The 19,188-nt window shown below is 55.0% G+C and carries 16 protein-coding genes; 7 read left to right on the top strand and 9 right to left on the bottom strand.

Annotated features, from left to right (window positions below):
- Positions 1-141: 141 nt before the first annotated feature.
- The 9 genes from QLH52_RS07940 to QLH52_RS07900 all read right to left on the bottom strand — a co-directional run bounded on the left by QLH52_RS07940 (position 142) and on the right by QLH52_RS07900 (position 13,860).
- A complete protein-coding gene (locus QLH52_RS07940; protein WP_319961298.1) occupies positions 142-1,536 on the bottom strand; it encodes a sigma-54-dependent transcriptional regulator in 1,395 nt (464 codons plus the stop codon).
- Between the two features lie 91 nt (positions 1,537-1,627).
- Positions 1,628-3,052, bottom strand: coding sequence for a sensor histidine kinase (locus QLH52_RS07935; protein WP_033157973.1), 1,425 nt, complete (start codon positions 3,050-3,052; stop codon positions 1,628-1,630).
- Positions 3,053-3,110: 58 nt separating this feature from the next.
- Positions 3,111-4,133, bottom strand: a complete 1,023-nt coding sequence (locus tag QLH52_RS07930) for a PIG-L deacetylase family protein (protein ID WP_101052904.1) — start codon at positions 4,131-4,133, stop codon at positions 3,111-3,113.
- A 20-nt stretch (positions 4,134-4,153) separates the two neighbouring features.
- On the bottom strand, positions 4,154-5,617 hold the full coding sequence (locus tag QLH52_RS07925) for a carbohydrate porin (RefSeq protein ID WP_319961175.1): 1,464 nt from the start codon (positions 5,615-5,617) through the stop codon (positions 4,154-4,156).
- A 5-nt stretch (positions 5,618-5,622) separates the two neighbouring features.
- On the bottom strand, positions 5,623-5,949 hold the full coding sequence (locus QLH52_RS07920; protein ID WP_033157971.1) for a P-II family nitrogen regulator: 327 nt from the start codon (positions 5,947-5,949) through the stop codon (positions 5,623-5,625).
- A 9-nt stretch (positions 5,950-5,958) separates the two neighbouring features.
- Positions 5,959-9,027 carry an efflux RND transporter permease subunit gene (locus QLH52_RS07915; protein WP_319961174.1) on the bottom strand — a complete coding sequence of 1,023 codons (3,069 nt, stop codon included), beginning with the start codon at positions 9,025-9,027 and terminating at the stop codon, positions 5,959-5,961.
- Between the two features lie 21 nt (positions 9,028-9,048).
- Positions 9,049-10,206, bottom strand: coding sequence for an efflux RND transporter periplasmic adaptor subunit (locus tag QLH52_RS07910; protein WP_129871462.1), 1,158 nt, complete (start codon positions 10,204-10,206; stop codon positions 9,049-9,051).
- A 34-nt stretch (positions 10,207-10,240) separates the two neighbouring features.
- Complete coding sequence (locus QLH52_RS07905) at positions 10,241-11,590, bottom strand: TolC family protein (protein WP_319961173.1); 1,350 nt, start codon at positions 11,588-11,590, stop codon at positions 10,241-10,243.
- A gap of 404 nt (positions 11,591-11,994) precedes the next feature.
- A complete protein-coding gene (locus QLH52_RS07900) occupies positions 11,995-13,860 on the bottom strand; it encodes a sigma-54-dependent Fis family transcriptional regulator (RefSeq protein WP_319961172.1) in 1,866 nt (621 codons plus the stop codon).
- A 268-nt stretch (positions 13,861-14,128) separates the two neighbouring features.
- Here QLH52_RS07900 and QLH52_RS07895 point away from each other — a divergent pair, with 268 nt between their 5' ends.
- The 7 genes from QLH52_RS07895 (at position 14,129) to QLH52_RS07865 (ending at position 19,039) form a co-directional block, all read left to right on the top strand.
- Entirely contained in the window at positions 14,129-14,407 is a 279-nt protein-coding gene (locus tag QLH52_RS07895) for a BufA1 family periplasmic bufferin-type metallophore (protein ID WP_205453588.1), read from the top strand.
- A gap of 134 nt (positions 14,408-14,541) precedes the next feature.
- The gene (bufB, locus tag QLH52_RS07890) at positions 14,542-15,423 is read left to right on the top strand and encodes an MNIO family bufferin maturase (RefSeq protein WP_319961171.1); all 882 of its coding nucleotides are present in this window, start codon (positions 14,542-14,544) and stop codon (positions 15,421-15,423) included.
- On the top strand, positions 15,407-16,183 hold the full coding sequence (locus QLH52_RS07885; RefSeq protein WP_319961170.1) for an HvfC/BufC N-terminal domain-containing protein: 777 nt from the start codon (positions 15,407-15,409) through the stop codon (positions 16,181-16,183). The genes bufB and QLH52_RS07885 overlap by 17 nt, the downstream gene beginning before the upstream one ends.
- A 3-nt stretch (positions 16,184-16,186) precedes the next feature.
- Positions 16,187-16,708 (top strand): DoxX family protein, encoded by a 522-nt coding sequence (locus QLH52_RS07880; protein ID WP_319961169.1) that lies wholly within the window; start codon positions 16,187-16,189, stop codon positions 16,706-16,708.
- Entirely contained in the window at positions 16,705-17,427 is a 723-nt protein-coding gene (locus tag QLH52_RS07875) for an SDR family NAD(P)-dependent oxidoreductase (RefSeq protein WP_319961168.1), read from the top strand. The genes QLH52_RS07880 and QLH52_RS07875 overlap by 4 nt, the downstream gene beginning before the upstream one ends.
- Before the next feature lie 46 nt (positions 17,428-17,473).
- On the top strand, positions 17,474-18,406 hold the full coding sequence (msrP, locus tag QLH52_RS07870) for a protein-methionine-sulfoxide reductase catalytic subunit MsrP (protein ID WP_319961167.1): 933 nt from the start codon (positions 17,474-17,476) through the stop codon (positions 18,404-18,406).
- A 3-nt stretch (positions 18,407-18,409) separates the two neighbouring features.
- Positions 18,410-19,039, top strand: coding sequence for a protein-methionine-sulfoxide reductase heme-binding subunit MsrQ (locus QLH52_RS07865; protein WP_319961166.1), 630 nt, complete (start codon positions 18,410-18,412; stop codon positions 19,037-19,039).
- The last annotated feature ends 149 nt before the right edge of the window (positions 19,040-19,188 follow it).

Here is a 19,188-nt window from a genome sequence, read left to right as displayed (position 1 = left end):
ACTTAGATCGTGTTGTTACTCCTACCTGTTCTCATGTGTGGACGTGGCGCTCTGTTTGGTCGAAGTTCTTCGGACAGGCAGGGCGCATTTTTTTGCCCGAGATAAATCTCTTCCGTATTAGCCAACCAACACCAGCTTTGCTCAAAATTTACATTTCAAATGATATTTCTGCACGCGGTAGCGTAGGGTTTCCCGGGTGGTGCCGAGCATGCGCGCCGCGCCGGTGACGTTGGCGTCATTACGGTTTAGCGCTTCCTGGATGATGAATTTTTCCATTTCGTGCAGGCTGATGCTGCCGTCCAGCGGAATGAACACGCCTTCCTGATTGACTTTGGCGTTGTGTGTGGCCGTCGTCGCTTGCGGGGCTTGTAGCTGCAACCATTCCACCGGCAAATTATGATCGTTGGACAACAACACGCAGCGCTCCAGCACATTGTGCAGCTCGCGGATATTGCCGGGCCAATCGTAGCTTTTCAGCATCTGCCAGGCTTGCTCCGGAATGTGGCTGACCGACTTGGCCGATTTGCGATTGCATTCGGCGATGAATTGCGGCACCAATTGATCCAGGTCCTGCTTATGTTCGCGCAGGGCCGGCATGCGGATGTTGATCACGTTCAAACGATGGTACAAATCGCGGCGGAACAAGCCTTCGGCGACTTTTTCCACCAGGTCCAGGTTGGTGGCGGCGATGATTTGCACGTCGATGTTAATCTCCGCTTCACCGCCCACCCGGCGGATGCGTAGATCTTCCACGGCTTTTAACAGCTTGCTTTGCAAATCCAGGTCCATTTCGCCGATTTCATCGAGAAACAGTGTACCGGTATGCGCCTGTTCAAACAGGCCGCGATGGCGTTTTTTCGCGCCGGTAAAAGCGCCGGCTTCGTAACCGAATAATTCGGCTTCCAATAATTCGCGCGGCAGGGCGGCACAGTTGATTTCGACCAGCGGTGCCGCGGCGCGGCTGCCGGAATAGTGCAGAATCCGGGCGATCATGCCTTTGCCGGTGCCGGTTTCGCCGCTGACGATCAGGCTGGAGAACGGGACGTTGGCGATTTGTTTCAGCATGGCCCGCAGCTGGTTCATGGCCGGGCTGGAGCCGATCAAACTGTCGATGCTGTATTGATGGTTCTGCGAAGCGGTTTGCTGCTCCAGGCGGCGTTGGGCGCGGGCGCTGCGGGCGGCGCCTTCCACTAACAGATTCAAGCGGTCCAGCGAGCAGGGTTTTTCGATAAAGTCGTAAGCGCCCAGGCGCACCGCGCGCACCGAATCGGCGACGCTGCCGTAGCCGGTCAGAAACACCCATTCGCTGCTGCCGATTTCCGGTTTGAGTTTCTCCAGCAAATCCAGGGCGTTGCCGTCCGGCAGGTTCATGTCCGATAACACCACCAGCGGGTCCAGCGCTTGTCCGCTGAGAAACTGTTCGGCTTGTTGCAGGGAATGGGCAATACTGACTTCCCAGCCACCCTTGCTAAAGTAACGCGCCAATTCGGAGGCTAACAGGGCTTCATCTTCAATAATTAACAGGGTATTGGTCATCATGGTTATGGCTGGTTTGCGAGTTACGGCATTGTATGCGATTGACGGGTATTCGCCGGCGCATTGCTGGAATTTGTGCGGGTGTGTCGTTTCAAGTCAAAGGTAAGCTCAGGCTGACCCGGCCGTGGCCGGCGGCATCATTGTCCAGTTTGAGCTGGCCGCCCAGATCTTTGGCGAAGCGCTGCACCATCACCAGCCCCAAGCCACTGCCTTTTTCCTTCAAGCTGACAAACGGACGAATGCCTTGCCGCAAGAAGGCCTCATCGAAGCCGTCGCCGCTATCAATTACCGTCAGCGACAGGCGCTGGGCGTCTTGGGCAATATGCACCGCTACGCTACCGTTGCGGGTGCCGATGGCCTGCACAGCGTTTTGCAGCAAATTTAACAGGGCTTGGCGGAATTCGATTTCCGGCAGCATCAAGGAACTGTCGGCTTTGCCCTGCACCGTAAATTGGATTTTATCGGTGGCCTGGTATTTGAATAGCGTGATCAAGTCGTTGACGACTGCATTCACATCGGTAGGCTGGGCAATTTTATTGCCATGGCGCGCCGAGCTCAGCAGGTCGTTAAGGTGGTTGGTCAAGCGTTGCACTTCGCTATGCAATAGACCGATACGCTGGCGCAGATCGGGGTCGATGGCTTCGGACAGCAAATTTTCCAGCGCAAATTGAATAATCGCCAGCGGATTGCGCAATTCGTGGGCGGTGCTGGCGGCCATTTCGGTCAAGGCTGCCAAGCGCTCGGCTTTTGCCAGGCGCTGGCTTTGTTCGAGTAAAGCGTGACTGGTCTGCCGCACTTGCTGCTCCAGGCGATTGGTGTAATGCAGATGCTCCTGTTCCAGTTCGATCAAGTGCTCGACCAAGTGATTGTAGCGGTCGAACAAGTCTCGCAAGATCGGGTCGGCCGTTTCGCGGGTGATCGGCTGCTTCACGCCTTCCGCCAGGCCGGACAATAAATCGCGTAGCGCATCCAGCGGCTCTAACACATTGTTGCGAAAAAAATAATGGCCGATCCAAAACAGCAGCAGCGGCAAAATGACAGCCAGTTGCAGTTCCAACTGGCTGTCGTCCTCAACGCCGATCAGCATTTTCTCTTCTTCGTTGGTTTGCCGATCCAGGACTTGCCGGATCATATTCACGGAATCGATCAGCGCCTGCGGATCGCCGTTGCTGGCGGCGGCGAATTTGGCTTGCAGGGTGTTCAAATCGACCGAGACCGTGAAATCAGTGCCGTTGTTGTGGGCTTGCAGTAAATCCAGCAGTCGATCTTGTATGTCATTCAGGTGTTCGGCCGACAGGTCAGGATTGCTGCGATGCAAGGCCAATTGCGATTGCAACTCAAGCAACTCGAAGATCGTTTCTTCCAAATGGTGGCCTTTACCAATGTCGGTTTCTATGGTTTGGATGCGTTGATGATTGCGCCAGGTCAGGCGGCCGATGGCCAGCAGTTCGCCGATCACCAATATGCTCATCACGATCGTGACGAAAATGACCGGACGTAGCAAAAGTTTTAGCATATTCGAGATCTCAGGTTGTTGACGGCCAAGCGCAGCGCCAGTTTGCGGGCAGATCCTTTCAAATTTTACGCCGACTCAAGGGATGATTATCAAATGTCTTGCGTACCTGCCGCAATTGCGCCAAAACCTGTTCGATACGGTTGCCGTCGTTGGGCTTGAGTAGGGTAAAGCACTCGCTGCTGCGTACGAAGGCCGACAAAAAATCACCCATAATGCGTTGTTGGGTTTTGTATTCGGCCAGCGCAGCCCGCTTTAAATCAATTTGCGCGGGCGATAGATTGACGCAAGCCCGGCTATGGCCGCGCAGCGGCAAGTCAGCGGGCAATACCAGCGGTTGATCGCTCCAGTCCTGCGCAATGCCCCAATTGGAACCGGTCGGCCAGCCGTGTTGCCAATGAATCAGATAGGCCAGTAATTTGGGTTGTGGGTGTGGTGTCGGGGTTTCCAATAGCCATTGATGGACGGCCAGCAGCGTAAACATACCCAAGCCGGCATGGTCGGAATCGTTTTCCATCACATCCGGGAAGGCGATGATCGTGGGTTTGGTATCGCGCAGAATGGCTACCAGCTCGTTGAGTAGATCCTGGCCGTCTTGGGCAAGTCCCCGATCTTCCGCTTCCCGGTAGGGAACGTGGTCAAAGCCGGTATATTCCGAGCGCATCGGCTGGTTGCGCCGCCAATGCGAGATCAACGCCGAGTAGATACTGCCATCCGAGAAGCCGAGTAAATCCAGATGGATAAAGCCATTGCCGAGCAGCTGAGCCGCGCGCCGCGACTCTTCCAGCCGCTTTTCGCCAAAGTCCAGATAATCCGCTGTAGACGGGTTGCGTTTACCGCTATCCAACATCACCGCGCCGACGTAAGCATCGCCGGCGGTGACGACCGAGCTGCGCACTGTGCCGCCGTTTTGCAATACTTGTTGAATCAGGCCGGCAGCACTCAAACTTTCATCGTCGGGATGCGGGGCCAGCACCAGCAGGCGTTCGCCCTTGCCAATTGCCAAAGATTGTTCCGCTACGCTAATGTCCGGAGTAAGCAGTAACAGCAGACAAATGCTTAGATGCTTTAAAGAGGGGGGCATGGGAACTCCTAAAGTTTTGCCTAGAACTCAAAATGCGCTCTGACGCCATAGACATCCACCGGCCCGCGGTCCGCGTTATAAGCCGGATTGGCGATGTGCTGGTAATCCAGCGTCATCCAGGCCGAAGGAAGCAAGCGCAATTTGTAATAAATGTCCACCACTTGCTCGGGCCGGTAACGCAGATTGCCGTCACCGATAAAACCGTCCACGCCGCCCAGGCGCAAATACTCGGCATGTCCGGCGGAAATCCAGCTGCAAGCGTAAGCGACTCCGAGAGCATCGTAATGCCGGCCCCAACTGTCGCCGCCGATTAAGCTGCCGAAGGATAGCGAGCGATCCGCCGAGGTATAGGAATACACTTCGGTTTTGCCGTCGCTGACCATGCCGCGTAAAAACACGCCGACGCCGTCGATTAACTGTTGTTCCAGATTAATGCCTATGCCGGTTTTGATGTTGGCTTTGCGCACCCAGCACAGATCCGGGGCGCTACTGTTCGTAGAGTCGTAATAGAAGCTTGTGCAATTGGCGGCGTTTTGCGCCGAGTTGGCTTGGTAGGCAGCGATGGCCTCGTCCCAACGACCCATCCGTTCCCGGTTCCGGTAGGCTAACAGCCTGACCGCACCCGGTTGTTTAAATAGGCTGTGGCGATGCTCGATTTCCATTTGATCGCCGTAATATTTGAACATCCGAAAATCCAGCGGCAAGTCGTTCGGATTTTGTGGCGTGGCGAAGCGGCCCAATCGGAAGGTCCAGTCGTCGAAATAATATTCGGCCGCCAAACCGACGCTGTAGCCGCGGGCGTCGGCGGCAAAATCGTATGCGGCATTGGTCAGAAACGCCATGTTCAGAAACTGCTGGCGTAAATCGGCGGCGTAGCTGTTTTTATCGAAAATATCCAGGATACTGAGATTGCCGCCGGTGATCACCAAGCGCCGGCTGTCGGCATTGCCCGCCAATTGCAGTGGGCCAGAGCTGACCGCATGGTTGTCGCCGCCCAGATTAAAGGTTTGTTTTAAGTAAAAGCGCGATTTATACCAAGTTGCGCTGACCGAGCCTGACTTTTGCAACTCAAAGTTTTGGATGCTGCCGCCCAGGCCTTTCAAGTCCGACAAGGGCAGTTCGGAAATCATTTCCGGCGCCAGATAGATTTCGCCGCCTTGCCAGGCCTTTAAGCCAAAGTAGGCCGTGACGGTGCCGGTGAAACTGCGTTCGGCGTTCGGCAGCAGCGAGTGCGGCGTACCGTTGAGGTTGGTGTATTGGGCAGGGAAGGCCGGTTTCCAGCTGGATATGTAAGTGGCCTGGCCATAGGCATTCCAGTGTTCGTCGGCCGTATCGTGCAGGTCGTGGTCGGCCAGCAGCTGCATAAACGAAAAGTTTCCGTCGTCGGCAGCAGGCTGTAATTCCTCGGCATCCGCGTTGGCAAAATAAAGCGTTAGTGCCAGCAGTGTGCCGTAGAAAAATGCCGGGAGAGATCGATGGCTCATGGGGTTCAGCCCAAATCCTTATCCCGTTCGCCGCTGCTGACGCGGCCGCCTTCCAGCACGTCCAGAATATACACCTTGCCGTCGCCATGATGCCCGCTATGGGCCGTGCGCATGATAGTCTCGAAAATAATCTCCACTAAGTCGTCGGGTGCGAAGATCTCTAGGCGTTTTTTCAAGAGAAACGGCTTGTAATCTTGGCTGTGCTCGGTCCGCTCGCGGCCGAAGCCTTCGCAATCCATGATCGACATTCCCGGAAAACCCGGTATTTCCAGTAATGCCATCGTGATCTGGCTGAGCTTGTGCGGCTGCACGTAGGCGCGAATTTCTTTCATAGTAGTCCCCTAAAGCTCGTCAGGCTCGGCAAAATAACGATACAAAGCGGGTAGCAAGGTTAAGGTTAAAATCGTGGCGGTGATCAAGCCGCCGATGATGACGATAGCAAACGGTTTGGCTGTTTCCGAACCGACGCTGGTGGACAGTGCAGCCGGAAATAAACCCAGCATCGCCATTAAGGCTGTCATCACTACGGGCCGTAAGCGGCTCACGGAGCCGTTGACGATGGCATCATGCAATTTTTGGCCGTCCCGGCGCAATTTGTTCAATTGAGAGACCAAAATCACGCCGTTCTGTACCGCAATCCCAAATAAGGCAATAAAGCCGACCGCGGCCGATACGCTCAAATTAATGCCGGTTGCTAATAAAATCAGTAAGCCACCTATCATCGCAAACGGCACGTTCATCACGATCAACAAGGCATTTTTAACCGACATGAACGCCCAGAACAGCAACACGAAAATGAGTCCCAAACTGATAGGTACGATGATGGCCAAACGTTTCATCGCTCGTTGTTGGTTTTCAAACTGGCCGCTCCAAACGATGTGATAGCCGGGCGGCAAATCGACTTGCGCAGCGACTTTTTCCTGTGCTTCAGCGACGAAGCTGCCTTGGTCGCGGTCGATCAAGTTACATTTGATGGCAATGCGCCGCATATTGTCTTCACGGCTGATGCGGGACGCACCTTGGTTGATTTTGATGGTGGCCAGCTCGGATAGCGGAATGCGTTGGCCGGTTGGAGTTTGCACGGTCAAACTTTCCAGATTGGCCACCGAATTGCGGGCGCTATCCTCGTAACGCAAGGTGATGTCGAACCGGCGTTCGCCTTCCAGAAACTGCGAAGCCGCCTTGCCGCCCATGCCGATTTCCATCACCCGCTCCACATCGGCGACATTGATGCCGTAGCGGGAAACCTTAGCCCGGTCGATGTCCACGATCACTTGCGCCAGGCCGGCCTGCTGTTCGGCGGCGACATCGGTGGCTCCCTGTATGCCGGCCAGGATATGCGTAACTTGATCGGCTCTGTCCTGCAAGGTTTGCAAATCGCTACCGAAAATTTTGATGGCGATTTCGCCCTTTACCCCGGAAATGGCTTCTTCGACGTTGTCCTGAATCACCTGGGAAAAGTTTGTAAGTATGCCCGGAAAAATAGCCAGCGCCTTGTCCATGGCCTGCACCAGATCGTCTTTGCGCTGATAGCGCCAGGTATCCTTGGGTTTCAGGTCTATCAATACCTCCAGATTGTTAAAGCCTTTCGGATCGGTGCCGTCTTCCGGCCGGCCCAGCTGGGTGATGACGGTTTTGGCTTCCGAAAACGTTTCCAGCGTGTCCCGTACCTGCCGTTCCAGTTGTTTGGCCGTGCTCAGTGATACCGGCGTGGGCAGGGTGATGGTCAGCCAGATATTGCCCTCGTCGAGTTTGGGCATAAACTCGGTGCCGATCAGTTTCACCGACATGAAGCTCAACAGCAGTGCGCTTATCGCAGTGATAAACACCGCGCGCGCGTGGCTTAACACCCATTCCAGCGCCCGCCGGTAATGATGTTCCATCGCATGTACCAGCGGATTGTGTTGCTCGGCCAGCTTCGGGCCCAGCAAATAGGTCAGCATGGCCGGCATAAAAGTCAGGCTGAACAACATGGACGCCACCAGCGCAAAACTCAGGGTGTAGGCCATCGGCGAAAAGATTTTGGCTTCCACGCGCTGGAAGGTAAAAATCGGCAAAAAGGCGATGATGATAATGGCTTTGGAAAACAGAATGGGCCGGCCCATTTCTTTGGCGGTGGTCAGCAGCGATTGCCGCAGATGCCGCATATCGGCATTGCGCTGTAAATCCAGCGTAACCTGTACCATCACGGCTTCGACCAACACCACCGCGCCGTCGACGATGATGCCGAAGTCGATGGCGCCCAACGAAATTAGATTGGCGGAAATGCCGCCGAGGTCCACCAGGATGAAGGCGAATAGCAGGGAAAGCGGAATAATCAGCGTAACCAGCAAGGCCGCGACAAAGCGCCGTAAAAATACCAGCAGGATAATCAGGATCAATACCGCGCCTTCGATCATATTGTGTTCGACGGTATGGATGGTATGGCCCACCAGTTCGGTCCTGTCGTAGAACGGGGTGATTTTTACGCCGGGGGGTAAACCAAACTCATTGAGTTCCTGGATTTTCTGTTTCACACCATTCAGGACATTGACTGCATCCCGGCCCTTGATCAACAGTACGATGCCCTCGACCACATCGTCGCGCTGGTTCATGCCCACCATGCCGTTACGCGGCTGCGGCCCGACGCTGATGTCCGCGACGTCTTTGATGCGCACCGGTACGCCGTCGTTGGTGGTGATGACGATTTCGCCGATTTCTTCCGCAGACTTTAACAAGCCGGTGCCGCGCACCACCAAGGCTTCGTCGCCGTGTTCGATATAGCCGCCGCCGGTGTTGGTATTGTTGGCGGCAATCGCCTGAAACACCTGATTGAGGTCGATGCGATAATTTTTTAAGCGGTCCGGCTTGGCGGCGACTTTATATTCTTTCACGCCGCCGCCGAATCCAACCACGTCGGCGACACCTTGCACCGAGCGCAAGCGCGGTTCGATAATCCAATCCTGTAACGCACGCTGCTCGACCAAGGGTAAATTTTTGGCGTCGATCACGTAGCGCAAAATTTCGCCGACGCCGGTGGACAAGGGGCCCAGTTGCGGCTTGGTATCGTCGGGAATGTCCGCATATTGCAGCCGTTCCAGGACTTGCTGGCGCGAGAAATAGTCCTCGGCGGCATCGTCGAAAGTCAGCGTTACCACCGACAGACCGAAGATGGATACCGAGCGCATATTCAGCAGATGCGGCAGGCCGTTCATTTCCCGCTCGATGGGCAGCGAAATCTGTTTTTCCACTTCTTCCGGGGCCTGGCCGGGAAACTGGGTGACGACCTGCACAAAGACGTTTTGTACGTCAGGAAAGGCTTGTACCGGCAGATTTTCGAACGCGATGATGCCGGAGACGGCAATCGCCAGCGTGGCGCCGATGACCATCAGCCGTTGTTGCAAACAAAACGCGATAAGGCGCTCGATCATGTGATTGTCCCGGTTATGGCGCTAGGGCTGGTGAGTACTTTCGGTTTCGACTTCTTCTTCGGCGCGCAGCATCAGCGCTCCTTCGGTTACCAACAGTTCATTGGCGTCCAGTCCTTGCGTGATGACCGCTTTGTCTTTCAAACGCAAGCCGATCTCGACCCGGCGCTGCCGGTAGCGGTTGTCGTCTAAAGCCGTGAATACATAATCGGCGTCACCTTCGGTAAACACGGCTGTCAACGGAATCACGAATGCTTTGTCATCCGCAGCGCTTTCCACGCTGATGGTGGCATACATACCCGGCAGCAGGCGGCCATCCGGATTGTCTAATTTGCAGCGCACTTGCACGGTGCGGGTGGTTTCGTCCAACACTTGGCCGATGTATTGCACCGTGGCCGGAAATGTCACACCGGGGTAGGCTGGTACCGACACCGCGACTTGCTGCCCCAGTTTGATTTTGCCGATGTTGACTTCAAACACCTCCAGCAGCACGGTCAAATGTTTGAGATCGGAAACCACAAACAAAGGCGTATCCAAATCCGGGCGTACTTCCATGCCCGGATTGACGTTGCGTTCCACGACGATGCCTGGCAGTGTCGCCCGCAGCGCGAAGCGGCCGTCGGCTTGGCGAGCGGATAAGTGCAGATTTTTCAAGCGGTCGGTAGCGCGTTGCAGGTCGCTGCGGGCGCTGCTCAAATCGCTCTGAGCCTGTTCCAGTTCCTTGCGAGAAATGGCTTTGCCGGCGTACAGTTCCTGTTGCCGATTGAAAGCGTGGCTGGCGAGAGTGGCTGCTGCTTGTGCCTTGGCGAAATCGGCTTCGGCATCCGCGACATCCGGACTGTCGAGTTCCAATAAGGTCGAACCAGTCTGCACCGGCGTGCCCAGGGCAATCGGCGTGGCGACAACCCGGCCGGCGACCGGCGAACTGATGCGCGAGGTCAGGCTTTCGTCATACACGATTTTGCCGGCCAATGGTTCCAGCAAAGGATGTTGCGCCAAAGTCAAATGCGCGGTTTTGACGTAGGCCTTTTTCGGCGAGTCGGGTGCCAGCACCACTTCGCCGGCCGGGGTGGGAGGTTTCGGTGCCTTGGGTTTGTTTTCGGCGGAGTCGGAACAAGCCGCCAGTAGCGCAGCGGCCAGTACAAAGTGGCAGCACAACGAGATTCGGGTGAAAGTTGGCATGGAAGTATTCATATCCGTTATTCGTTCAAGCCTGCTATGGTAATTGAGTAGGTGCCTGCGCCTTGTTGTTGGCGGCATTGTCGTTAGCAATTTCTTCGCCCAAGGCTTTGGCCAGATCGTAATAAGCATTGGCCCGGTTGATCATGGCCTGGCTGTAATCGCGCATCACATTTTTATAGCTGCGTTGCGCTTCGATAAAATCCAGTACGCCGGTAGCGCCCTTGCTATAGGCTAGCTCGGCGCTGTTGCGCACCGCCAGCGCATCGTCGAGTAAGCCGCTTTGAAAACGCTGCACGATTTTGTCCGCGCTGTTCCAGGTGGCTAGAGCATTGGCGACATCGTTGCGAATGCTCAGTTCGGTTTGCTCGACCGCCAGTTGGTTTTGGTTTAATGCGACCGCCGCCTTGTCCGATTGGCCTTGATATTGATCGAATACCGGGACCGGCACACTGACGCCGACAAAAAACGAATTGAGTGCGTTATTGCTGGGGTCGCGCGCATAGCCGGCATTGACGGTGACATCCGGGTATTTCAGGCGCCTGGCCAATTCCAGTTCTCTTTCGGCCTGGGCGGCCCGTTGTTTGTCGGCCAGTAAATCCGGGCGTTGTTGTAGGGCTTTGTTCATCAACTCGTCTTTGGACAGGTTTTGGCCGATGTCCTTGATGTCCGGCCATTGCTCCTTGGCTTCGAAATGCAGGCTGTCGTTCGGCCAGCGCAAGATCACCGCCAAACCGGCTTGCGCCTGTTCTACGGCGGTTTGCGCAGTATCCAGATCGGAGTGGGCGCGCATCGCTTCCATTTTCACCCTTAGAAAATCGGATTCGGCGATGTCGCCGCTGCTCATCCTCAGTTGATTGGCCTTAGAGAGGGTTTGATAATGATCGACAATTTCCTGGGCTAGCCAGCGGTTTTTTTGCGCCAGCAGCAGGTCATAGTAAGCGTCTTCGACCATGTTGGAAAAGATGCGCACCGCATCGCGGAAGTCGCTTTCCGCCGCCTGAGTGGCGAAGCCGCTGCTTTGGATGCGCAGGCCGCGTTTGCCAGCTACTTCAATTAGTTGGCTGAAGGAAAAATATTCGGCAGGGCCGCAGGACACGTTGACATCGTGATTGCAGCCGCTGGCATTGGAGCCCATATTGGGCCGGTTGCTGATTTCGGAAATCTGCACGCCCAGGGTCGGATTGGGTATCGCCGCGGCAATCACCGCATCGGCGCGGGATTGGTCGATGTTGTATTGCGCGGCTATTAAATCCAGGTTGCGCTGGTAAAACAACGTCAGCGCCTCATCCAGGGATATGGGCACATTTTGGGCGTGGACCTGGAAAGTCAGCATAGCACCCAGCAAGCCGAGTGCCGCACTGTAAATGATACGTTTAGTTTGCATGGTCTATCCCGGAGTTGTGCAATTGATCGTGCTTGGTAAGCACTCAAAGCAAGTAGTCTGCCAAAGCCAATGTGAGATCGACAGGCCTGGAAATTTGGCTTATTTCAACCTTATTTGCCGGCGGGAATTAGGATGTTAGCGGTTCTATTGACTAGAAATGGTTTATATAAACCAATCAATGTCGGCGCGTGGCCGAAAAAATTCTAAGCCTTATATGCCTGAGCGGTTCTGAGGCACGCTAATTGAAGCTGCGGATTGTCGGCAAGCAGGGGATACCGAAATGTCGGAGATACCCTGGGGCAAGTTTTTTATCAGTCTTATTCAGCATTCCTGCTGTTTGGGGGGCGACGCCGCCGCTCAGCCCGAAAGGCCTGGGGGATAGCGTTTTCTAGAAACGGCCATCGCTAGCGATTGGTTTTGGCGATCCCCAATTTTTGCATGCGGTAACGCAGGGTGCTTGGTTTTAAATTGAGGCGTTGCGCGGCGCCATTGGGGCCTTCAATGACCCAGCGGGTTTGTTCCAGGACGCTGAGGATGTGCTCTTTAGCGATGCTATCCAGGCTGGTGTCGCCGCCAGCCGTGTTTTTTACGCCGGCGTCGGCCGCCGCGGGTAACTGTTCCGGGCCGATGTCCAATATCGGCGTATCGGTCAGAATCACGGCTCGTTCGATGATATTTTCCAGCTCGCGGATATTGCCCGGCCAGCGATAGTTCTGCAAACGTTGCATCGATTGGGCGCTGACCCCGGTGATTTTTTTACCGATTTTCGGCGCGAATTTAGCGATCAAAAAGTTCACCAACAGCGGAATATCTTCCAGCCGTTCCCGCAGCGGCGGCGTGGTCAGCGGGAACACATTCAGACGGTAAAACAGGTCTTCGCGGAAATTTTTTTCCGCTACTTCCGTCAGCAGATCCCGATTCGTCGCGGTAATCACCCGCACATCCATCTTGATGGGTACTTGCCCGCCCACCCGCTCGAATTCGCGTTCTTGAATCACCCGCAATAATTTGACCTGCACATCCAGCGGAATTTCGCCCACTTCATCGAGGAACAGCGTGCCGCCCTCGGCCAATTCAAAGCGGCCGATGCGTTTGTTGATAGCGCCGGTGAATGCGCCTTTTTCGTGACCGAATAATTCGCTTTCAATCAAACTGGACGGCAAGGCCGCGCAATTGACTTTAATCAACGGCCGGTTTTTCCGGGGACTGGCGGCGTGAATGGCGCGGGCGATCAGTTCTTTACCGGTGCCCGATTCGCCTTGGATCAATACCGAGGCGTCGGTCTGCGCGACGCGCTGGACTTGGTTTAGTAAGGATTGCAGCGCCGGACTGCGGCCTATGATGTCGTCGAAATTATGCGTCGATTTAATTTCTTCCTGTAAATACAGGTTTTGCGCTTGCAGCCTGGCCTGTTCCCGTTTCATCAACACCCGTTCGGTAATGTCGATAAACATGGTGCGCATGTATTGCCGGCTGGGGTCGAGTTTGGACCACCACTGTATCCAAATCGGCTGATCGTTATCCCTGCGGCGCAATTCCAGCACGACACCATCGTTATTCGTGCCGTCTTCGATGGACTTGAGCGCCAACTGCAAGCGTTGTTGCGCTTCGGGCGTGTCGGGTACGAAGGAACTACCAATTAGACCCGGCACTTGTTCCGGCGTGATGCCCAGGATGCGCATGGCGGCCTGGTTGGCGGCCTGGAAACGGGTATCGGTGTCCTCGTGCACATAAGCAATCGGCGCTTCGTCGAACAAATCCTTATAGCGCTGTTCGCTCTGCTGCCGCAGCTCTTCCACCCGAATCCGGTTGAGCTCCGCTGCCGCGCGGGCCGCGAAAATCTTGAAGGTATAGAGCAAGCGGGGTTCTTCGGGCATTGCCCGTTCGTCGAATATCGCCAGGTGGCCGAGGATTTGGCCGTCGGCGTCTTGCAAGGGCACGCCGAGATAACTTTCTATGCCTTCTTCCTTGGGGAAGATTTTCGCCAAGTCCGACGGGTAATGGCACAGCTTGCCGGCCAGCACATCGACGCAGGGGGTGCCGGCCAGTTCCCATTCCTGATTGTCTATAAATTGACCGTGCTCCCAGAAGGCCAAGGATCGTATCCGGGTTTTATCGCTGGTGAATTCGGCGATAAAGCCGTTCGCTACCCCAATGGTCGTGCACAGACTACGCACCAGCGATCTTAAAAAATCCTCGCCGGTGGTTTGCACGGTGCCTTCCACCAGCGCCCGCAGTATGGCCAGTTCCGACGAGTCGACAGTTTGCATGAGTGAAATGGTCCGGTTGCTTGCATTGAATAGCATTCTAACCAGCGGCCGCCACAACACCAAGCCGCAACTATTCGTGGCAGCCACAACTATTGGTGGATTTTCGGCGATTGGGATACGGCTTGAATTTGCTTGGTAATTTATAAGTGTTTGTTTTTATTTGCATGTTTTATTTTAAAGCGTTTTGGCATGCCGCTTGCCATTAGTTAAGCGTCTGCCGGGAAATCGGTGGACTCCACTAAATCATTTAACGACTAGGAAAAGACTGATGAAAAACGTAAACACTGTTGTATCGACCGCCATGGCTTCTTTGATTGTATTAGGGGCATCAGGTTTGGCATCGGTAGCCTTTGCCGCCGACAAAAAAGATATGGAGAAATGTTACGGCGTAGCCAAAGCCGGCAAAAACGACTGCAAAACGCTGTCTAATGCCTGTGCCGGACATTCCACCGCCGATAATCAAAAAGATGCCTTTATCGCCGTGCCTGCCGGCACTTGCGAGCGCATCGTCGGCGGTAGCATGGAAGCGCCCGCGGACATGAAATAACGGCACAGGCGCCGGTTACTAGGCCGCGCGAACCGTTAAAGAGCGCAGTCATGCCGGCAGCGATTGCCGGCATCCCACTCACAAGGTTCTGCGCTGTTTAGACGACACCCTTTCACCATTAAATCGAGTACCACATGACTCTCACGAAGCCACTCGCTAAACAGGTATCAGTGAGCTCGGCGATTCCGGCGCAAGCCGGAATCGGCCTCCGCTCTCAGCATCACCGGGATGCTCTAAACCACCCCGTCCGGCCGGCATGGTTGGAAGTCCATAGCGAAAACTACTTCGGCAACGGCGGTATTCCGTTACGCGACTTGGAAGCCATCCGAGCCGATTATCCGATCAGCTTACATGGGGTTGGTATGTCGCTGGGTTCTGTTGACCCGTTGAATCGGCAACACTTACGGCAACTGCGCGATCTGATTCAGCGGATCGAACCGGGGTTGGTGTCCGAGCATTTAAGCTGGAGTGCCTTTGGCGGCAGGTACTTGAACGATCTGCTGCCTTTACCCTATACCGATGAGACGTTGGCGCATTTGGCTGCGCGCATCTCGCAGGCACAAGATTTTTTAGGCAGACCGCTGTTGATCGAGAATCCTTCCAGTTATTTGGAATACGGCTTTTCCAGCTATACGGAAAGCGAATTTCTCAACGAACTTACCCGGCGTTGCGGCTGCGGGATTTTGTTGGACGTGAACAACCTTTACGTGTCTTGCGTAAATCACGGCTGGCAGGCGCTGGCGTATTTAAACGACATAGCTGCCGACAAGGTCGGCGAAATTCATTTGGCCGGGCATGCCGTCAATCAATTCGGCGGGCAGAGCATTCTGATCGACACCCACAACGCGCCGGTCAGCGATGCAGTCTGGCAACTCTATCAAACAGCCATACAGCGTTTCGGTTGCCGTCCGACCTTGATCGAATGGGATGCCGATCTGCCACCCTGGCCGGTGTTGGTGGCGGAAGCCGCAAAAGCCGACAGGTTTCTGGAGCAGGCTTATGCACAGGCTGCGTGAGTTACAGCGGGATTTTTCCCGCTTCGTGTTGCAAGAATCCCAGCAATTGCCGACGGGCGTGAAGTCGATGGGCCTGAGTGCCGAGCAACGGCTGGCTATTTATCGAAATAATACCCGGCTTGGTTTAACGGCGGCCTTGCGCGACAGCTATCCGGTCGTGAACCGACTGGTCGGTGAGGGCTTTTTTGCCGGGCTGGCTGCTGCTTACATCAAAAGCTACCCGCCGCAATCGGCTTGCCTGTTGGCATATGGCGCGCATTTTTGCGAGCTGATAAGCGGGTTTGCCGCCGCGCAAAGCTTGGCTTATTTAGCCGATGTCGCCAAGCTGGAGTGGCTGTGGCACGAAGCCTATCACGCCGCTGATGCGCGGATAATGTCCGCGGCAGCGTTGGCGCAAATCGATCCCGCTGCCTACGGCCGATTGGTTTTCAAACTGCATCCCAGCGCACGCTTCATTGCCTCGGAGTATCCAATAGCCCGGATCTGGGCCAATAACCAGGCCGATGACGCCGGCCGGGAATACATCGATTTGCGTAACGGAGCTTGTTGCTTGTTGCTGTACCGTCCGGATCGACAGGTGGAAATCGATAGTCTGGATCAAGCGGAATATCAATTTCTACGGTTGTTGGCTGTTGGCACGACGCTAAGCCGAACAGTCGAGACCGTGCTCACTGATCACCCCGATGCAAATGTGCCTATCCTGCTGCAACACTGCTTGCTTAAAGGCCTGTTAACCGATTTTTATCTCGCGGATGTCTAACACATGCATACACACATCATTGCCAAATTATTAGCGCCGTTTTATCGGCCGCAAAGCTGGGGCCGTCGCTGCGGCCTGTTACTGGGCAGTTTGACTCCGTTGAGTAGTTTGCTGCTGCGCTGCTGGGTTGCTTATGCGTTCTGGATTTCCGGTCTGCTGAAAATCCAAAGCTGGGACAGCACCTTATATCTCTTCGAAAACGAATACGCGGTGCCGCTATTGCCTGCCGGGCTGGCGGCGGTGCTGGCCACCGCAGTCGAACTTATCGGTCCGGCCATATTGGCCCTGGGTCTTTGCGGGCGCACCGCGGCAATAGTGCTGTTTTTATTCAATATCGTCGCGGTGATTTCCTACCCGGATTTGGGTAGCGCCGGCATTGAGCAACATAAACAATGGGGTGTCATGTTGTTGGTTTGTTGCTTTCAGGGGCCGGGCAAACTGTCGCTCGATGAATTAATTTGCAGCTACTTGTTCCCGGCGAATGTCGGCGCGGTCAGGTCGGCTTTAAAACGGGAGAATGCATGAACGTCCCGAACGGCGGAGCGCCGCTATCGGGGCAAACCGCGTTGGTGGTTCGCGGCGATTGTGGCATCGGCGCGGTGGTGGCGGAGGCGTTTGCCGCCGCCGGTGCCAAGGTGTTGCTCAATTATCCGCACGAAAGCGCGGCAGCGGACCGCATCGCCCAGCGGATTCGGGTTAAGCAGGGACAAGCCATGATATTTCAGGCGGATCTTAGCCGGGAAAACCAGGTTAACAGTATGTTCGATGTACTTGCCGCCTATTGGGGCCGCTTGAATGTGCTGGTGACGAATGCCGATCTGGCGCTTGCTGTGCCGACTGGTGGTATAGATCAGGAGCAATGGCGGGAAATTTTGCGGCAAAATTTGGCCGAGCAGTTTTTATGCGTCAGACAGGCGCTGCGCGAGTTTACCGAACGCGGCGGGCAAACCGCTAGCGCAGCGGCACCGAGCAACATCATCTGCGTATCCACTATTCAGGGCGGCCCAGGCGATAGCGAGCAACCCTACTATGCAGTCTGTAAGGCCGACTCGGCGCGATTATGCAAGGCTTGGGTTGGTGCGCGTGGTCAAGAAAATGCGGACAGCCCTGTCGGTCCACTCACTGCAAAACGCTTGACTGAAATTTGGAACGGTCAGTCGGCGCCGGACTCGATAGCGCTGGTGTCACCCGATCCGGAGCAAATAGCAAAAACCGCCGTCGGCTTGGCTGTACGCGCAGCTTAAGTCCGCTGGCGAATTACCGTAATTAATAGAGCAGAGGCTCATCGACATGAAACCCTATAAACCACCCGCTATCCCTTCTTCGGAAATCACACCGCAAGCCCTGTTCCTGGCACGGCGAAAATTTATGCAAACGGCAGGCGGTGCCGCGCTGGCGGCCGTGTGGCCGCCGGCACTATGGGCGATGGATAATTTGGGCGAGCTTGGAAAATCTAAATACAGCGTGACGGATGAACTCACACCTCGGCAGGCTGTTACCGAATACAACAACTTTTATGAGTTTGGCACCAGCAAAGATCAGCCGGCCATCAATGCCGGCAGCCTGCAAACCCGGCCTTGGACTATTACGGTAGAAGGCGAAGTGAAAAAATCCAAGGTCTTTGATATTGAAGAGTTACTGAAAATGGCGGCGTTGGAAGAGCGGATTTATCGCCTGCGCTGTGTAGAAGCTTGGTCGATGGTGGTGCCTTGGCTCGGCTATTCGCTGGCGGAATTGCTCAAGCGGGTGGAACCGACCGGCAATGCCAAGTTCGTCGAATTTGTCAGCCTGCACGATCCGGCCCAAATGCCGGGACAAAAGGCCGCAGTGCTGGATTGGCCCTACCGCGAAGGTTTGCGGATGGACGAAGCCATGCATCCTTTGACGTTGTTGACCTTTGGTTTGTACGGGGAAGTGTTGCCCAAGCAAAACGGCGCGCCGGTCCGCATCGTCATGCCCTGGAAATATGGATTTAAAAGTGCCAAATCCATCGTCAAAATCCGGCTGGTTGAGCAGCAACCTCTGACCAGTTGGATGAAAGCCGGGCCGGGTGAATACGGCTTTTATGCCAACGTCAATCCCGAGGTCGATCATCCGCGTTGGAGCCAGGCCAAGGAGCGGCGCATCGGCGAGTTTCTGAAACGCAAAACCTTGATGTTCAACGGTTATGCCGACGAAGTGGCGGCACTGTACGCCGGCATGGACTTGCAGCGGAATTTTTAAGCCATGACGATCAAAAATCTCGACAACCGTGTACTGCTCCGGGTGAAAGCGGCCGTATTTCTGACGGCTTTGCTGCCGTTCGCCAAATTGGCCGTCGCCGCTTATGCGGATGAATTGGGCGCCAATCCCATTGAAAAGATGACCCACGTTACCGGGTACTGGGCTTTGAGTTTTTTGCTGATCACTTTGGCGATCACGCCGCTGCGGCGTCTGTCGGGCTGCTTATGGCTGATGCGCTTGCGGCGCATGTTGGGTTTGTTTGCGTTCTTTTATGCCGCATTGCACTTTGCTATCTACTTGGTTTTGGATCAATTTTTCGATTGGCAGGCAATCGCTAAAGACATCCTGAAACGGCCGTATATCACCGTCGGTTTTAGCGCATTTGTGGCGCTGATTCCGCTGGCATTGACTTCAAATGACGCCATTATCCGCCGCCTGGGCGGCAAACGCTGGCGGGCATTACATCGCTTAACTTATCCGTGCGCGATTGCCGGGGTGGTGCATTTCGGCTGGCTGGTGAAAAAAGATCTAAGCAGACCTATGATGTTTGCGCTTGTACTGGCTTTGCTGCTGGGTATGCGCGTGGCTTACCGCTTGGCCGGTAACCGGACTGCACATCAAAAGACTGTTTAGGATTCCGCCAAAAATAACTTCCTGAAATTAGTTGGTTTGAGGAATAGCCCGATAGTTCCAGCGCGGTAGATGTTCGTCGAAAACGATCCGCATGTTTTCAATGAAATCTGCAGCGCATTTTTTCCCGATCTCGTAGACAGTTGTCAAAA

The organism is Methylomonas defluvii, assembly GCF_033949435.1.
Lineage (GTDB): Bacteria > Pseudomonadota > Gammaproteobacteria > Methylococcales > Methylomonadaceae > Methylomonas > Methylomonas defluvii.
This window is presented reverse-complemented; position numbering and strand designations above follow the sequence as displayed.

Excerpts from the sequence above, each read along its gene's own strand:
- QLH52_RS07930 (WP_101052904.1), bottom strand. The coding sequence starts at position 4,133 with ATGCCCCCCTCTTTAAAGCATCTAAGCATTTGTCTGCTGTTACTGCTT.
- QLH52_RS07910 (WP_129871462.1), bottom strand. The coding sequence starts at position 10,206 with ATGCCAACTTTCACCCGAATCTCGTTGTGCTGCCACTTTGTACTGGCC.
- QLH52_RS07915 (WP_319961174.1), bottom strand. The coding sequence starts at position 9,027 with ATGATCGAGCGCCTTATCGCGTTTTGTTTGCAACAACGGCTGATGGTC.
- QLH52_RS07895 (WP_205453588.1), top strand. The coding sequence starts at position 14,129 with ATGAAAAACGTAAACACTGTTGTATCGACCGCCATGGCTTCTTTGATT.
- QLH52_RS07885 (WP_319961170.1), top strand. The coding sequence starts at position 15,407 with ATGCACAGGCTGCGTGAGTTACAGCGGGATTTTTCCCGCTTCGTGTTG.
- msrP (WP_319961167.1), top strand. The coding sequence starts at position 17,474 with ATGAAACCCTATAAACCACCCGCTATCCCTTCTTCGGAAATCACACCG.
- bufB (WP_319961171.1), top strand. The coding sequence starts at position 14,542 with ATGACTCTCACGAAGCCACTCGCTAAACAGGTATCAGTGAGCTCGGCG.
- QLH52_RS07900 (WP_319961172.1), bottom strand. The coding sequence starts at position 13,860 with ATGCAAACTGTCGACTCGTCGGAACTGGCCATACTGCGGGCGCTGGTG.
- QLH52_RS07865 (WP_319961166.1), top strand. The coding sequence starts at position 18,410 with ATGACGATCAAAAATCTCGACAACCGTGTACTGCTCCGGGTGAAAGCG.
- QLH52_RS07880 (WP_319961169.1), top strand. The coding sequence starts at position 16,187 with ATGCATACACACATCATTGCCAAATTATTAGCGCCGTTTTATCGGCCG.
- QLH52_RS07925 (WP_319961175.1), bottom strand. The coding sequence starts at position 5,617 with ATGAGCCATCGATCTCTCCCGGCATTTTTCTACGGCACACTGCTGGCA.
- QLH52_RS07920 (WP_033157971.1), bottom strand. The coding sequence starts at position 5,949 with ATGAAAGAAATTCGCGCCTACGTGCAGCCGCACAAGCTCAGCCAGATC.
- QLH52_RS07875 (WP_319961168.1), top strand. The coding sequence starts at position 16,705 with ATGAACGTCCCGAACGGCGGAGCGCCGCTATCGGGGCAAACCGCGTTG.
- QLH52_RS07935 (WP_033157973.1), bottom strand. The coding sequence starts at position 3,052 with ATGCTAAAACTTTTGCTACGTCCGGTCATTTTCGTCACGATCGTGATG.
- QLH52_RS07905 (WP_319961173.1), bottom strand. The coding sequence starts at position 11,590 with ATGCAAACTAAACGTATCATTTACAGTGCGGCACTCGGCTTGCTGGGT.
- QLH52_RS07940 (WP_319961298.1), bottom strand. The coding sequence starts at position 1,536 with ATGACCAATACCCTGTTAATTATTGAAGATGAAGCCCTGTTAGCCTCC.